The following is a 13,265-nucleotide window of genomic DNA, read 5'->3' as shown; positions in this document are numbered from 1 at the left end:
CGGGCGGTCCGCAGCGCGGGTGCCGGGCGCAACGGTCCGTTGCGCGCCGGCGCGCAACGGCCGGGCCCTGGCCTCAGACGCCGAGGCCGGACTCGGGCCCCTTGGCGGCCCTGAGCGCGCGCCTGCGGTCCTCGGCGCTGCGCCAGCGCCGCACGCTGCGCTGAAAGAACAGGCTGTTGGGCACGCGCAGCACGCTGCCGCGCGGCTCGCCGGCGTCGTCCACCTCCTGCAGCGTGGTGTAGACCAGGTTGATGTCGGTGACCCGGCCGCCGAGGCCGGGCTTGTCGCCGCCCTCGAGGATCTCGATGTGGTCGTGCAGCCGGAACGGCCGCGTGGCCAGGATCAGCATCGTGCAGAAGATGTTGGACAGCACGCTCCACGCGGCGAAGAACGCCACCGCGGCCACCGCGGCGAAGCCGGTGAAGGCGGTCCACAGCACGGTTCCGGACACGCCCAGCCGCTGCAGCACCAGCAGCAGCGCCGCGGCGGAGATGAGGAAGGTGATGACGCGCCGCGAGCCGACCACGAGTTCGGGCGGTGCGTCGTAGCGGGCCCAGAGCCGATCGCCGAGGCGCCGCGCGATCACCCGCAGCAGCCACGCGACGAGGACGATCAGCAGGACCTGGCCCAGGGGCACGATCACGCCCAGCCACTCCTGCATCCAGACCGGCAACTGCTGCCCCATGCGGCTCCTGTGTCGCGACGCGCGAAAGATGCGGATTCTCTCAGATCGGGCCAGGGCGCTGGCCACCATGACCACGGTCACGCGTGGCACCGCGAGGCCGGCGGTTAGACTCGCCCCGGGCCCGCGCATCCGCGGGCGCACAGTTCCGCCCCATTCCGCGCCGGAGGTTCCACCTTGAAGATGTCGCTGCTCAGCCTTGCCACCACCCTCGTGCTCACCTGCGGTGCCGTCGCGCCCGTCGCCGCGCATGACCGCTGCCTGGACGAGGCCTGCCACCTGGTGGCCCTGGTCGACGTGGACGCCGCGGGCGCGTCGGGCGGTGCCGTCGCCGCCACCCGCATGGGGACCTGGGGCGTCGACACGGCCGGCATGGACACCTCGGTGTCGCCCGGCGACGACTTCTTCGGCTACGTGAGCGGCACGTGGGCCGCCGACACCGAAATCCCCGCCGACAAGTCGATGTACGGCTCGTTCCTCGCCCTGCGCGACCTGTCCGAGTCGCGCGTGCGCGGGCTCGTCGAGGGCTATGTGGAGCAGGGCGCCGCCGCGACCGGCGACGCGGCCAAGGTCGCCGCGCTGTACCGCGGCTTCCTCGACGAGGCCGCGATCGAGGCGCAGGGCGCGAAGCCGCTGGCGCCGCACCTCGACGCCATCCGCGCAGCCGCCGACCGCGACGTGCTGGCCGACCTGATGGGTGCGGCCTCCGGCAGCGTCGGTGCCACGCTGTTCCGCCTCGGCGTCTCCGACGACCAGCGCGATCCGGACCGCTACACGCTGTACATGAGCCAGTCTGGCCTGGGCCTGGGCGACCGGCAGATGTACCTGGACGAGAAGTTCGCGCCGCAGCGCGAGCGCTACGTCGCCTACATCGGCCAGCTGCTCGAGCTGGCCGGCTGGGACGATCCGAAGGGCAACGCGCAGCGCGTCTTCGACTTCGAGAAGTCGGTGGCCGAAGCCCACTGGACCCGCGCCGAGAGCCGCGACCGCAGCCGCACCTACAACCCGGTCGAGCGCGCCGAATTCGCGACCACCGCGCCCGGCTTCGACTGGGAGCGCTTTTTCACCGCCGCGGGCGTCGGCCAGGCCGAGCGTGCGGTGGTCCGCCAGGACAGCGCCATTCCGAAGCTGGCCGCGCTGTTCGCCAAGGCCAACCTCGACACGCTGAAGGCCTGGCAGGCTTTCCACGTCACCGACCAGGCTGCGCCGCTGCTGTCGAAGGCATTCGTCGACGCGCACTTCGACTTCCGTTCGAAGTTCCTGTCCGGCCAGCCGGAACAGAAGGAGCGCTGGAAGCGCGGCGTGGCGCATGCCGAGGAGGCCATGGGCGAGGCGATCGGCCGCGACTACGTGCAGCTGTACTTCCCGCCGGACGCCAAGGCCAAGATGGACGCGCTGGTCGCCAACGTGAAGGCCGCCATGGGCGCGCGGCTGGACACGCTTGCCTGGATGGGCGAGGACACCAAGACCGAGGCCCGCGCCAAGCTGGCCGGCTTCGGGCTCAAGATCGGCCACCCGGACACCTGGCGCGACTACGCCGCGCTCGAGGTCAGGGAAGGCGACGTGCTCGGCAACGCGCTGCGTTCAGCCGCATTCGAATGGGACTATGACCGCGCGCGCATCGGCCAGCCGGTCGACAAGGCCGAGTGGGGCATGACCCCGCAGACGGTCAACGCCTACTACTCGTCGGTCAAGAACGAGATCGTGTTCCCGGCCGCGATCCTGCAGCCGCCGTTCTTCGATCCCGACGCGGATCCGGCGGTGAACTACGGCGGCATCGGCGGCGTGATCGGCCACGAGATCATCCACGGCTTCGACGACCAGGGGCGCAAGTCCGACGGCGCCGGGCTGCTGCGTGACTGGTGGACGGCGGACGACGCCGCCAAGTTCGAGGCCGAGGCCGCGAAGCTGGGCGCGCAGTACGAGGCCTATGCGTTCCCGCAGCTGCCGGGCATGCACATCAACGGCAAGGTGGCGATGGGCGAGAACATCGGCGACCTCGGCGGCCTGACGATCGCGCTGGAGGCCTACCGCCGCTCGCTCGACGGCAGGGACGCGCCGGAGATCGACGGTTTCACCGGCGAGCAGCGCTTCTTCATGGGCTGGGCCCAGGTGTGGCGCACCCTGTGGCGTGACGATGCGCTGCGCCAGCAGCTGGTCAACGGCACGCATTCGCCGGGGCACATCCGCGCGTTCGCGCCGCTGCGCAACATCGATGCCTGGTACGACGCGTTCGACGTGAGCGAAGGCGACAAGCTGTACATCGCGCCGGAGGATCGCGTCCGGATCTGGTGACGCCGTCGCGTCGTTGATTCCCGCATATCGACGGGGGGCAGGCCAGTGGCCTGCCCCTCGTTGTTTTCACATGCCGCCAGCGCCGCCCTGCAGCGAGCGCGCCGTATCCAGGTGCCGCTGGATGGCCGCGCGGGTATCGCGCAGGTGCTGCGACACGCCCGCGTCGCTGGCGCCGGGAATCAGCTCGCTGTCGAGCTTGGCCAGGGCCTCCTCATGACCCTTGACCATCGCGTCGACCCAGGCCGTGGTGAATGCCTCGCCTTCCAGCGCTGCGAGCCGCGTGCGCTCGGCTTCGTGCTTCTGGCGCATGGCCGCGAGCTCTGCGTCGCTGCCGCCGGCGCCATGTGCCATCGCGGCGCTGGTTCCGGCGCTGCCGCTGTCGTCACCCATCAGCCGGGTGGTCGCCTCGAGGTTGCGCGTGTGCTCGTCGCGCAGCGTCTCGGCATAGCGCCGCACCTCGCCCTCGACGTTCTTGGAAAGTGCGTCCTCGGCCGCGGCGATCTCGTGGCGGTCGACTTCCTGCACGGCGAGCAGCGCCTTGTGATCGGCGTCGCCGGAGGCCATGGCGGTTCCGGTGGTGGGATCCATCGCCGCGGACGCGGTGGCGTCGCCCGCGGTCGCATCCGTGGTCGCGGCGACACCGCCGTCAGCCATGCCCGCGGCGGCCGTGCCGGTTGCCGGGTCCTGCTGGCCGGCATCGTCGCCGCCCCGGCAGGCCACCAGGGCCAAGGGAAGCAGCGCGTAGAGCAGGGGAGTCGTCTTGTTCATGGTGGGCTTCTCGCGTGGGGGAGGTGTGACCCTCTTCCCCGTGAGCGGACGCGCCTGTGAAACATGGCTGTGAAAAAAGCGCACAACGCGCGTCCGGTGGCAGCGTCGCGTCACGCAGGCCCCATGGCGTGCTCTCCATGCTCGGGGCTGGTCCGGGGGTGAGGAGTGGCAAGTGCGCATTCACCATCTCAACTGCATTTCCACGTGCCCGCTCGGCGGTCGCCTGATGGATGGGCGCACCCGCGGCCTCGTGGAGCGGGGTCACCTTGCCTGCCATTGCATGCTGGTCGAAACGCCAGCTGGCCTGGTCCTGATCGACACTGGACTGGGCCTGCAGGACGTACGCGATCCACGCGGACGCCTGAGCGCCTTTTTTCTCGCCCTGGTCGCGCCCGGGTTCAGGGAGGCGATGACTGCCGTCCGCCAGGTCGAGGCCCTCGGCCATGCCGCGCGCGACGTGCGCCACATCGTGCTCACGCACCTGGACTTCGACCACGCCGGCGGACTGGATGACTTCCCGGAAGCCACCGTGCACATGCTCGCCCGCGAGCGCGACCACGCTGTCGCGCAGGCTTCATGGCTGGACCGTCAGCGCTTCCGCCCGCAGCAGTGGGCCAGCCGTGGGCGTTGGCGGGTCTACGACGGCGCAGCTGGCGCACCGTGGATGGGCTTCGATGCCGTGCGTGATCTTGCCGGCCTGCCTCCGGAGATCCTCCTGGTGCCACTGCCGGGGCACACGCACGGACATGCCGGCGTCGCGGTCGACACGGGTACAGGCTGGCGCTTCCTCGCCGGCGACGCCTACTTCCACGAGCAGGAAATGCGCTCCGAGCCGAAGTGCCCGCCTGGCCTGCGCGCCTACCAGTGGATGATGGAGCTCGACCGGCCGGCGCGCCTGCACAACCAGGCCCGCCTGCGTGCCCTTCGGCAGGCACATGCCAGCGAGCTGACGCTGTTCTCGTCGCACGACGTGGCCGAGTTCGAGCGGCTTTCCATGCGGCCTGCATCGACACCTGCATCTTCGGGCGCCTGACAGCGCGTGGGACCCGGTCCACACGCCGTGAAGACCTGCCGTCGGTTGCCGGCACGGACGTGCCGCATCACGGCCGGCGCTCACCGGCGTGCGACGCAGCCTGCTGTTGCATGGCCCGCACATTGAACGGAGAACGCACATGACCACGCACAACCACGAGCGCTTGCTCAGCTGGCTGCAGGACGCCTATGCGATGGAGCAGGAGGCCGAGACGATGATGGCTGCGATGGCTTCGCGCATCGAACACTACCCGGAGCTGCGGACGCGGATCGAGCAGCACATCGAGGAAACCCGCCAGCAGGCGTCGCAGGTCGCGGCGTGCATCGAACAGCTCGGAGGGAGCCTTCCCACCGCGAAGAGCACGATCGCCAAGGGGATGGCGGCCATACATGCGGCCGGCAACGCGATGATGAGCGACGAAGTTGCGAAGGGCATCGGCATCAGCTACGCGTTCGAACACATGGAGATCGCCACGTATCGCGCGCTGGTCGTGGCCGCCCGTCGCGTGGGGCAGGACGAGGTCGAGCGGGTCTGCCAGGCGATCCTGGAGCAGGAGCAGGCGATGGCCGACTGGCTGTTCGAGCGCCAGCCGCAGCTGATCGAAGCCTTCCTCGAGCGCGAGCAGGCCGACCTGCAGGCGAAGCGCTAGTCCGGGCGGCGGGGCGCGCGGCGGCGCGGCGGCGCACTGCACTTCCAGACGGGCCTGCGGGGCGGCGATGTGGCCGCCCCTTTTCTTCGGCCCCCGTTCCGTGGCGTAATCGGGCACCCACGTCGTCCGTCCCACCGAGGTCCGCAGTCCGAACAGCCACAGGAGCCAGCCACGCGATGCATCCGGAAGTGATCAGCGAGGAATACGGGATCCCCGCCGCCCAGGCGAGGGACATCATCGGCCGCGAGACGCGGCGGGCGCTGCTGCAGCGCTGGCAGGCATGGGCATGGCTTACGCTCACGGCGGGACTGGCCACCGCCCTGTACCTGGCGCAGCCGGGCAACGGCCTCTGCGCGCTGGCCATCGGCGGCGGCGCACTGCTGGTCTGGTACCAGGTCGGGCGCTTCCTCGCCGAGCCGGCGGTGCATGCCGCCGCGCGGGACCGCTCGACCGCTTGACCGCGGTCAGGGTCCGGCCCTGCCGGCCATCCTAGGCTTGCACGCTCCCGTCCGATCCGGAGCGCTGCATGTCCGAGCCGTCCATCCTCATCGTCGGTGCCGGCCCCGCCGGCCTGTGCCTGGCGCGCGCGCTGTCGCTGCGCGGGCTGGAGGTCGACGTGATCGAGCGCCAGCCGCGGTCGGCGATCGCCAGCCCGGCGCCTGACGGGCGCGAAATCGCCCTCACCCGTGGCTCGCTGCGCATCCTTCGCGAGCTCGGGGTCCTCGACCGGATCGAGGCCGGCCGCGTGCATCCGCTGGTGCGCGCCAGGGTGGCCGATGGCGATGCCGGCGAGGGCTTCGAGGTCGATGCCGCGCCGTTCGGCCATGAGGCCCTGGGCAGCCTGATCGCCAACAGCGACATCCGCGCCGCGGCCTGGGCGATGGTCGAAGCGGATCCGCGCATCCGCGTGCACTTCGATGCGTGCGTGGCATCGGTTACCGCGGGTTCGCGCAGCGCCGCCGTGGTGCTCGAGGACGGGCGGCGCTTCGAAGCGCCGCTGCTGGTGGCGGCCGACAGCCGCTTCTCGGCCACCCGCCGGGCGCTGGGCATTCCCGTGGCCATGCACGACTTCGGCAAGACCATGCTGGTCTGCCGCGTCCGACCGGAACTGGCGCACGGTGGCGTGGCCTGGGAATGGTTCGGCGAGGGCCAGACGCGCGCCCTGCTGCCGCTCGGCGAATGCCTGGCCTCCGCGGTGCTCACCGTCACCGGGGCCGAAGCGGAGCGCCTGGTGGCGCTGGATCCCGCGGAGTTTTCCCGGGAGCTGGAGCAGCGATATCGCGGCCGCTTCGGCCGCATGGTCCTCGAAGGCGAGGTGCACGCCTGGCCGCTGGTTGCGACCTGGGCGCACCGCTTCGTCGGCCAGCGCTTCGCACTCGTCGGCGACGCCGCCGTCGGCATGCATCCGGTCACCGCGCACGGCTTCAACCTCGGCCTGGCCAGCGTCGAACGCCTGGCCTCGATCGTGGCCGAGTCGATGGCGCGCCATGGCGATCCGGCGGAACCCGGCCTGCTGGCGCGCTACCAGCGGCGCCACCGCGCCGGCTGCGCCGCCCTGTTCCTCGGAACCGGGCTGGTGGTGCGTGTGTTCACCGACGACCGCGCGCTGCTGCGACCGCTGCGCCGCGCGATCATCGGGGCCGGACGCGCGCTGCCGCCGCTGCGCCGCGCGCTGGCCGACGTGCTGCTCGACGACGGACCCGTCGATCCGACGCCGCTGGAGCGCCTGCGTCGTGGCCTGGCGGTGCTGCGGCCCAGGGCCGCCGGCGGCCCGCGGCTACAATGAACGGCCCCACGCACGCTGGAGCCGCCATGCCCGCCATCCCCGCCTGTCCGCAATGCGGACTGGAGAACACCTATGCCGATGGCGCCCTGCTGGTCTGCGCCGACTGCGGCCATGAGTGGGCGCCCGGCGACGGCGCGGCGGGCGATGCCCCGGTGGTGCGCGACGTCAACGGCAATCCGCTGGCGGCCGGCGATACCGTGGTCGTGATCAAGGACCTCAAGGTCAAGGGCTCGTCGATTCCGCTCAAGCAGGGCACGGTGATCCGCAACATCCGCCTGGTCGAGGACGACGCCGAGCACATCGAGGGCCACTCCGACCGGATCAAGGACCTGGTGCTGAAAACCTGCTTCCTGCGCAAGGCCTGATTCCCATGGACGCGGCGTCCGCCCTCGACATGGCCCCGGCACCGGGTCGCCGCGTCGCCGTGGTCGGCGGCGGGCCGGCCGGGCTGTTCGCGGCCGAGCGGCTGCGCGCGGCGGGCTGCGAGGTGCACGTCTTCGAGGCCAAGGGGTCGGTGGGCCGCAAGTTCCTCGTCGCCGGCAAGGGCGGCCTCAACCTCACCCATTCCGATCCGCCCGCGCTGTTCGCCAGCCGCTACCGCGAGCGCGCCGGCGAGGTGGCCGGCTGGCTGGACGCCTTCGACGCCGACGCGCTCCGCGCCTGGGCGCTTGGCCTGGGCGTCGAGACCTTCGTGGGCAGCTCGGGCCGCGTCTTCCCCCGCGACCTGAAGGCCGCACCGCTGCTGCGCGGCTGGGTACGCCGGCTGCGCGCCGAGGGCGTGCAGCTGCACGTGCACCACCGCTGGACAGGCTGGACCGACGGCGGAGGCCTGCGCTTCGAGGCGCCGGACGGCGAGCGGATCTTCGAGGCCGATGCGACGGTGCTCGCGCTGGGCGGCGGCAGCTGGCCGGAGCTGGGCTCGGACGGCGCGTGGCAGGACCTGCTGCGCGAAGCCGGCATCGACCTCGCGCCGCTCCGGCCGGCCAACTGCGGATTCGATGTGGACTGGTCGGCGCATTTCGCGCAGCGACACGCCGGCGCCCCGCTGAAGCCGGTCATCGCGCACTGGCGCGAGACCGACGACAGCCTGCATGCGCTGCAGGGCGAGTGCGTGGTCTCCGCGCACGGGATCGAGGGCAGCCTGGTCTATGCCATCTCGGCGGCGCTGCGGGACCGGATCGAGCGCGAGGGGCACGCGGTCGTCGAGCTGGACCTCGCCCCCGGTCGCGACAATGCGCGCCTGCAGGGCGAACTGGCGCGCCCGCGCGGCAAGCGCAGCCTGTCCGAACACCTGCGTCGCGCCGCCGGCCTGGACGGCGTCAAGGCGGGCCTGCTGCGCGAGGTGCTCGGCGCCGACGCCCTGCATGATCCGCAGGCCGTGGCCGCCGCGGCCAAGCGGCTGCCGCTGCGCCTGCGCGCGCCCCGGCCCATCGCCGAGGCGATCAGCAGCGCCGGCGGCGTGCGCCTGGAGGCGCTGGATGCGGAGCTGATGCTGCGCGCGCGGCCGGGAACCTTCGCCGCGGGCGAGATGCTCGACTGGGAGGCGCCGACCGGGGGCTACCTGCTGACCGCCTGCTTCGCCAGCGGCCACGTCGCGGCCGGCGGCGTGCTGCGCTGGCTGTCCCGGGCCTGACGCCGTCGGCAGCCCGATGGGGCATGCTGCTCCGTCCAGATCCGAACCGTGAGAGGCAACCATGAAGCGCGGACCCGTCCTGACCTGCCTGTTCGCGGCGCTCGTACTCGGGAGCTGCGAGCGCGTACCATCCGCGCCTGCCGCGCCTGCCGCGCCTGCCGCGCCTGCCGCGCCTGCCGCGCCTGCCGCGCCTGCCGCGCCTGCCGGGCCGACCGCCGGGGCTCCCGTCGCGTCGCCGGCCACGCCGCCAGCCCATGCTCCCGACGCAGCCACGTCCGACACGGCCACGTCCGACGCGAGGTCGACGCCGACGCCCACGCCCACGACGGTGCTCCCGCCGGCCTTCCTGATGTCGACCAACGAGCCGTTCTGGCAGGCCCGCGTGGAAGACAGCGCGGTGGTGCTTGACGGTCCCGAAGTCGCGGGCCGGCGCTTCGCGATCGAGCGCGAGGAGGCCGGTGACGGCACGCGCGTGGTCCAAGCCCGCGACGGCGCCGGGACGATCGAGGTCCGGCTCGCCCCCGGTCCCTGCCAGGACAGCATGTCGGGCGCGGTTTTTCCCTACTCGGGCGAACTGGTCGTCGACGGCGTGGGTCCGACGCGCGGGTGTGCGCGTCCGGCGGACATGCCGCCGCCGCGGCCGTCGGAAGGCTGAGGCGAGCCGGGCGCGTCGGCGAACGCGCCCGCAGCCTCAGCCGCGAGCCGCACCGAGGGTGTCCGCGGAGACCGCCCTTGGCGCCACCCGGCCGGGTTCGACCAGGATGGTGTCGCCCCAGTCGCTGGGCAGGATGATCGCCACAGGGCGCCCGCTGGCCGTGGCGTCGCCGAGCGCGACCGCGTGGGCCGCCATGGTCGCCTTGAACCGGCTGTGGAAGACCTCGTCGAACGTCGCGCCGCAGACCTGGAAGCCGGCCGCAAGCTGCTTGATCTCGACCATGGGCGTGCCTCGATGTTGGGGGAGCCCCGGCCCAGCTTCACGACTTGCTCAAGGTCGCGGCCGTTTCCGTTGCTGAGCGGCATCCGTGACCGGTGCAGGGCCGTGCTGCCGGGGCGTCCCAAGCTTGCGCCACCACCGTCCGGTCGCCCGTCGGCGACTTCGCGTTTCCGGGGTAGGAATAATCCGAATCAGCGCGGCGAAGGCTCGACCACGGGCTCGTCTTCGGGAAGCAGGTCTTCGCTCGCGTGGGCCCGCTGCTCGGCCACCAGGTGCGCGTCGAGGTCGCGGTTGACCGACATGTCGGCCGCGGCCTCGCGCGGATGCGGGTGCGGGTGCGGGTGCGGCGCCGGCGCTGCGCCGTCCACGAGCTCGGTCGTGTACTGGATGTTGCGCGGCGTCCGCACGCCCGCGTCGGCCAGGCCCGTGCGCACGGCGTGGATCGCCTCGCTGCGCACCTTGCCGAGGTCGCACTGGCGCTGGTCGACCCAGGCGAAGAAGCGCAGGGTGATGCCGCCGGCGTCATAGGCATCGACGGTCCATGACGGACCGGGATCGCTGGCCACGCCGTCGATCGCACGGATCGCGTCGAGCGCGATCTCCTGCACGTGGCGGATCGATTCCTCGACGTCGAGCGGGATGGTGAACTCGAGGCGCCGCTTCGGATTGCTGGAGAAATTCAGCACCACCGACTTGAACACCAGCGCATTGGGAAGCGTCAGCCGGTTGCCATCGTGGGTCACCAGGACGGTGGCGCGCGAGGTCAGGGCCGCGACCTTGCCTTCGTGCGCATTGTCGATGCGCAGCAGCTCGCCCGGCGCGAACGGACGGCGGATGCTGAGCAGCACGCCGGCGACGTAGTTCTCGGCGATGTCCTTGAAGGCGAAGCCCAGCGCGAGGCCGATCACGCCGGCCGAACCCATCACCGCGCCCACCAGCGCGGTTGCGCCGAGCAGGTCGAGCGCGACCAGCACGCCGCCCAGCAGGACCAGCCACTGCACCAGCTGCTGCACCAGGCTGGCGAAGAACGGATTCTCCGACTGCCAGTTGCGGCGCGCGATGCGGGCGCCCAGGCGCCGGCCCAGCCACTTTCCGAACCACCAGGCCAGGGCCACGACGGCGATCGCGACCAGCAGCAGGGGCAGGGCGGCGAGCAGCCGGGTCACCTTGTCCAGGGCCAGTTCCGAGGCGGTGGCGACGCGGTCGGTAAAGCGCGTGCTGAGGACGACGCGGTTGTCGACGCGGGCGATCCCCGGCTGCTGGGCGGCCACCTGCGCGGCACGCTCGCGGTCTTCCGGCGCCAGCACCACGCCCTGGAGCTCGGCCACGCCGTCGCGCACGGTGACCGAAACGTCGGCCAGGCCCGTGTCCTGCAGGCGCTGGGCCAGGCGGCGGCTCTCCAGCAGGTCTGCGGACACGGCTTCAGCCGTATCGAGAGGATCACCCGCATCGGGCAGTCCAGCCGCATCGGGCAGGCCGGCCGCATCGGGCAGTCCAGCCGGTGGCGCGGCGTCCTGGGCCGACGCGGCCCCGACGCCCAGGGCGAGTGTGAACAGGAGGGCGGCGAGGGGTCCGGAAAGGCGGGTGCGCATGGATCAATGCTCGCATGCCGCGGTGAAGGCTGCGCCTGCGGGGGGTCGCGGCCGGCCTGCCCGGACGCCGCACTTGTGCACGCCATCCACCGCCCCGATAACCGAAGCTGGAGCCACCGTGACGTGCAGGAGCAGACCATGGCCACCGGCTGGGCAGGCGACGGCGCCGTGCAGGACCAGATCGACGCGACGGTGAAGGACGCCATCGAGCGCGCGCGCAGCCGCCTCGGGACCGGTCCGGGGCGCGCCGCGTGCGAGGAGTGCGAGACCCCCATCCCCGAGGCACGCCGCAAGGCGGTGCCCGGCGTGCGGCTGTGCGTGGCCTGCCAGGAGGCGTTCGACGAGGAGGAGGCCGGGCACGCCGGCTACAACCGCCGCGGCAGCAAGGACAGCCAGCTGCGCTGAGGCGGCGCTGCTAGGCTTCGCGTCCGGATGCGACGGGAGAACCGGGTGGCGATCAAGGGACAGGGACCCGGCTGGCTCCAGGGCGTGCTCGCCCGCCTGCGCGGTGGGCCCGCGGTGGATCCGACCGGGCTTCCGCTGCCGCCTGCGCGCCTGCGCCGCCATCGCGGCTACGTCTCGTTGCAGTTCGTGCGCGGCCAGACCCAGAGCCGAATGGCCGCCGGCGATCCCGACCGCCTGCTGGTGGACTACACGCGGAGCATGCTGGCGGCGCTGCTGTGGCAGCCGCGACCGGCGCGGATCGGCATCGTCGGGCTCGGCGGCGGGTCGCAGGTCAAGTTCCTGCATCGCCACGTCGCGCAGGCACGGCTCGAGGTCGTGGAAAACCATCCCGGCGTGATCGCGCTGCGCCGGGACTTCGGCATCCCGGACGACCACGCGCGCCTCGAGGTCGTGCTCGACGATGGCGCCCGCTTCATCGCGGCTAGGCCCGGGCGCTACGAGGTGCTGCTGGTGGACGGCTACGACGCCGCGGGCATTCCACCCGCGCTGTCGACGCCGGCCTTCCACGCCGCCTGTCGCGACGCGCTGGTGCCCGGCGGCGTCATGGCCAGCAACCTGCACGGCGCTGACCCGGAGCCGCGCATCCGCCGGCTGCGCGATGCCTTCGGCGCGGACCGGGTGCTGGTCGTCGAGGAGGAGAAGATGAGCAACCGCGTCGCCTTCGCCTGGACCGGGGCGACTCCCGATGGCGGCGACGCCTGCATCGCCGCCGTCGACGCGGCGCTCACCGGCGAAGCCCGGCGCGAGCTGGCCGTCGCCATCGAACGCATCGCGCAGGCGCTGCGTCGGCGCGGGGCAGGGCCGTGCGCGAACTGATCCCGCTGCCCGCCGGCATGTTCGACGCGCTGCGCGCCGCCTACGCCACGCCCCCGCGCGCCTACCACCATTTCGGCCACGTGGAAGCGCTGCTGGGCCACTTCGACGAGGTCGCCGCCGGCCCGGGCTGGGCGCGTCCGCGCGAGGCCTGGCTGGCGATGCTCTACCACGACGCCGTCTACCAGCCCGGCCGCCGCGACAACGAGGCGCGATCGGCCGAACTGGCCGTGCACGGCATCGCGCGCTGGCTGCCCGACGCAGGCCTGGACGTGGCGCATGTCGTCGACCTGATCGAGCTGACCGCCCGCCATGGCGCGCTGTCGCCGGAGGCGCTCGGCGACGGCCCAGACGGCGACGACCGCCGCAACTTCCTCGACTGCGACATGGCCATCCTCGGCGCCGATGCCGCCGCCTTCGACGCCTACGACCGCGCGATCGCAGAGGAATACCGCGACGCCGTGCCCGGCTGGCTGTACCGGATCAACCGGCGGCGCTTCCTGCGCGGCCTCCTGCGCCGTGAACGCATCTATCTCGGTGACTTCTTCCACGCGCGTCTGGACGCCGCGGCCCGCGCCAACCTGCGCCGCGCCATGGGTGGGCGGGACTGACGAG

The 13,265-nt window shown here is 72.3% G+C and carries 15 protein-coding genes; 11 read left to right on the top strand and 4 right to left on the bottom strand.

The annotated features are described in order from the left end of the window. Positions 1 to 73: 73 nt before the first annotated feature. Positions 74 to 685, bottom strand: a complete 612-nt coding sequence (locus JG616_RS08410; RefSeq protein WP_199392310.1) for a mechanosensitive ion channel family protein — start codon at positions 683 to 685, stop codon at positions 74 to 76. A gap of 180 nt (positions 686 to 865) precedes the next feature. Between JG616_RS08410 and JG616_RS08405 the strand changes: the two genes are divergently transcribed. Beyond that, the gene (locus JG616_RS08405; protein ID WP_199392309.1) at positions 866 to 2,977 is read left to right on the top strand and encodes a M13-type metalloendopeptidase; all 2,112 of its coding nucleotides are present in this window, start codon (positions 866 to 868) and stop codon (positions 2,975 to 2,977) included. A gap of 66 nt (positions 2,978 to 3,043) precedes the next feature. On the opposite strand, the gene JG616_RS08400 is transcribed toward JG616_RS08405, so the two are convergent. After that, positions 3,044 to 3,745 (bottom strand): DUF4142 domain-containing protein, encoded by a 702-nt coding sequence (locus JG616_RS08400; RefSeq protein WP_199392308.1) that lies wholly within the window; start codon positions 3,743 to 3,745, stop codon positions 3,044 to 3,046. 172 nt (positions 3,746 to 3,917) lie between these two features. On the opposite strand from JG616_RS08400, the gene JG616_RS08395 reads away from it, so the two are divergent. The 7 genes from JG616_RS08395 to JG616_RS08365 all read left to right on the top strand — a co-directional run bounded on the left by JG616_RS08395 (position 3,918) and on the right by JG616_RS08365 (position 9,501). Continuing rightward, the gene (locus JG616_RS08395) at positions 3,918 to 4,778 is read left to right on the top strand and encodes an MBL fold metallo-hydrolase (RefSeq protein ID WP_199392307.1); all 861 of its coding nucleotides are present in this window, start codon (positions 3,918 to 3,920) and stop codon (positions 4,776 to 4,778) included. A gap of 139 nt (positions 4,779 to 4,917) precedes the next feature. After that, on the top strand, positions 4,918 to 5,427 hold the full coding sequence (locus JG616_RS08390) for a ferritin-like domain-containing protein (RefSeq protein WP_199392306.1): 510 nt from the start codon (positions 4,918 to 4,920) through the stop codon (positions 5,425 to 5,427). Between the two features lie 176 nt (positions 5,428 to 5,603). Beyond that, entirely contained in the window at positions 5,604 to 5,885 is a 282-nt protein-coding gene (locus JG616_RS08385; RefSeq protein WP_199392305.1) for a hypothetical protein, read from the top strand. A 68-nt stretch (positions 5,886 to 5,953) separates the two neighbouring features. Next, on the top strand, positions 5,954 to 7,213 hold the full coding sequence (gene ubiM / locus JG616_RS08380) for a 5-demethoxyubiquinol-8 5-hydroxylase UbiM (RefSeq protein WP_199392304.1): 1,260 nt from the start codon (positions 5,954 to 5,956) through the stop codon (positions 7,211 to 7,213). Between the two features lie 26 nt (positions 7,214 to 7,239). Next, positions 7,240 to 7,578, top strand: a complete 339-nt coding sequence (locus JG616_RS08375) for a zinc ribbon domain-containing protein YjdM (protein WP_199361852.1) — start codon at positions 7,240 to 7,242, stop codon at positions 7,576 to 7,578. A gap of 5 nt (positions 7,579 to 7,583) precedes the next feature. Continuing rightward, positions 7,584 to 8,846: a TIGR03862 family flavoprotein gene (locus JG616_RS08370; RefSeq protein ID WP_199392303.1), complete on the top strand. Its 1,263-nt coding sequence runs from the start codon at positions 7,584 to 7,586 to the stop codon at positions 8,844 to 8,846. 349 nt (positions 8,847 to 9,195) lie between these two features. Further along, entirely contained in the window at positions 9,196 to 9,501 is a 306-nt protein-coding gene (locus JG616_RS08365; protein WP_199392302.1) for a hypothetical protein, read from the top strand. Between the two features lie 36 nt (positions 9,502 to 9,537). Here JG616_RS08365 and JG616_RS08360 read toward each other — a convergent pair whose 3' ends face one another. Beyond that, complete coding sequence (locus tag JG616_RS08360; RefSeq protein ID WP_199392301.1) at positions 9,538 to 9,783, bottom strand: hypothetical protein; 246 nt, start codon at positions 9,781 to 9,783, stop codon at positions 9,538 to 9,540. Positions 9,784 to 9,971: 188 nt separating this feature from the next. Next, positions 9,972 to 11,372 carry a mechanosensitive ion channel domain-containing protein gene (locus JG616_RS08355; protein WP_199392300.1) on the bottom strand — a complete coding sequence of 467 codons (1,401 nt, stop codon included), beginning with the start codon at positions 11,370 to 11,372 and terminating at the stop codon, positions 9,972 to 9,974. Positions 11,373 to 11,510: 138 nt separating this feature from the next. Between JG616_RS08355 and JG616_RS08350 the strand changes: the two genes are divergently transcribed. From JG616_RS08350 to JG616_RS08340, 3 genes are read left to right on the top strand one after another with little or no spacing between them, the layout of a single operon-like run. Beyond that, positions 11,511 to 11,777 carry a DksA/TraR family C4-type zinc finger protein gene (locus tag JG616_RS08350; protein WP_199392299.1) on the top strand — a complete coding sequence of 89 codons (267 nt, stop codon included), beginning with the start codon at positions 11,511 to 11,513 and terminating at the stop codon, positions 11,775 to 11,777. 27 nt (positions 11,778 to 11,804) lie between these two features. Next, complete coding sequence (locus JG616_RS08345) at positions 11,805 to 12,653, top strand: transferase (RefSeq protein WP_235973065.1); 849 nt, start codon at positions 11,805 to 11,807, stop codon at positions 12,651 to 12,653. A 17-nt stretch (positions 12,654 to 12,670) separates the two neighbouring features. Further along, the gene (locus JG616_RS08340; protein WP_199392504.1) at positions 12,671 to 13,261 is read left to right on the top strand and encodes a hypothetical protein; all 591 of its coding nucleotides are present in this window, start codon (positions 12,671 to 12,673) and stop codon (positions 13,259 to 13,261) included. Positions 13,262 to 13,265: the final 4 nt, after the last annotated feature.

Origin of the sequence: Luteimonas sp. MC1895 (assembly GCF_016457215.1) — a bacterium.
Taxonomy (GTDB): Bacteria; Pseudomonadota; Gammaproteobacteria; order Xanthomonadales; family Xanthomonadaceae; genus Luteimonas.
Note: the sequence above shows the minus strand (reverse complement) of the source record. Positions and strands in the feature narration are given on the sequence as shown.

Coding starts and splice junctions, on each gene's coding strand:
- JG616_RS08340 (WP_199392504.1), top strand. CDS start 12,671: ATGTTCGACGCGCTGCGCGCCGCCTACGCCACGCCCCCGCGCGCCTAC.
- JG616_RS08410 (WP_199392310.1), bottom strand. CDS start 685: ATGGGGCAGCAGTTGCCGGTCTGGATGCAGGAGTGGCTGGGCGTGATC.
- JG616_RS08355 (WP_199392300.1), bottom strand. CDS start 11,372: ATGCGCACCCGCCTTTCCGGACCCCTCGCCGCCCTCCTGTTCACACTC.
- JG616_RS08345 (WP_235973065.1), top strand. CDS start 11,805: ATGCGACGGGAGAACCGGGTGGCGATCAAGGGACAGGGACCCGGCTGG.
- JG616_RS08375 (WP_199361852.1), top strand. CDS start 7,240: ATGCCCGCCATCCCCGCCTGTCCGCAATGCGGACTGGAGAACACCTAT.
- ubiM (WP_199392304.1), top strand. CDS start 5,954: ATGTCCGAGCCGTCCATCCTCATCGTCGGTGCCGGCCCCGCCGGCCTG.
- JG616_RS08365 (WP_199392302.1), top strand. CDS start 9,196: ATGTCGACCAACGAGCCGTTCTGGCAGGCCCGCGTGGAAGACAGCGCG.
- JG616_RS08360 (WP_199392301.1), bottom strand. CDS start 9,783: ATGGTCGAGATCAAGCAGCTTGCGGCCGGCTTCCAGGTCTGCGGCGCG.
- JG616_RS08350 (WP_199392299.1), top strand. CDS start 11,511: ATGGCCACCGGCTGGGCAGGCGACGGCGCCGTGCAGGACCAGATCGAC.
- JG616_RS08370 (WP_199392303.1), top strand. CDS start 7,584: ATGGACGCGGCGTCCGCCCTCGACATGGCCCCGGCACCGGGTCGCCGC.
- JG616_RS08385 (WP_199392305.1), top strand. CDS start 5,604: ATGCATCCGGAAGTGATCAGCGAGGAATACGGGATCCCCGCCGCCCAG.
- JG616_RS08390 (WP_199392306.1), top strand. CDS start 4,918: ATGACCACGCACAACCACGAGCGCTTGCTCAGCTGGCTGCAGGACGCC.
- JG616_RS08405 (WP_199392309.1), top strand. CDS start 866: ATGTCGCTGCTCAGCCTTGCCACCACCCTCGTGCTCACCTGCGGTGCC.
- JG616_RS08400 (WP_199392308.1), bottom strand. CDS start 3,745: ATGAACAAGACGACTCCCCTGCTCTACGCGCTGCTTCCCTTGGCCCTG.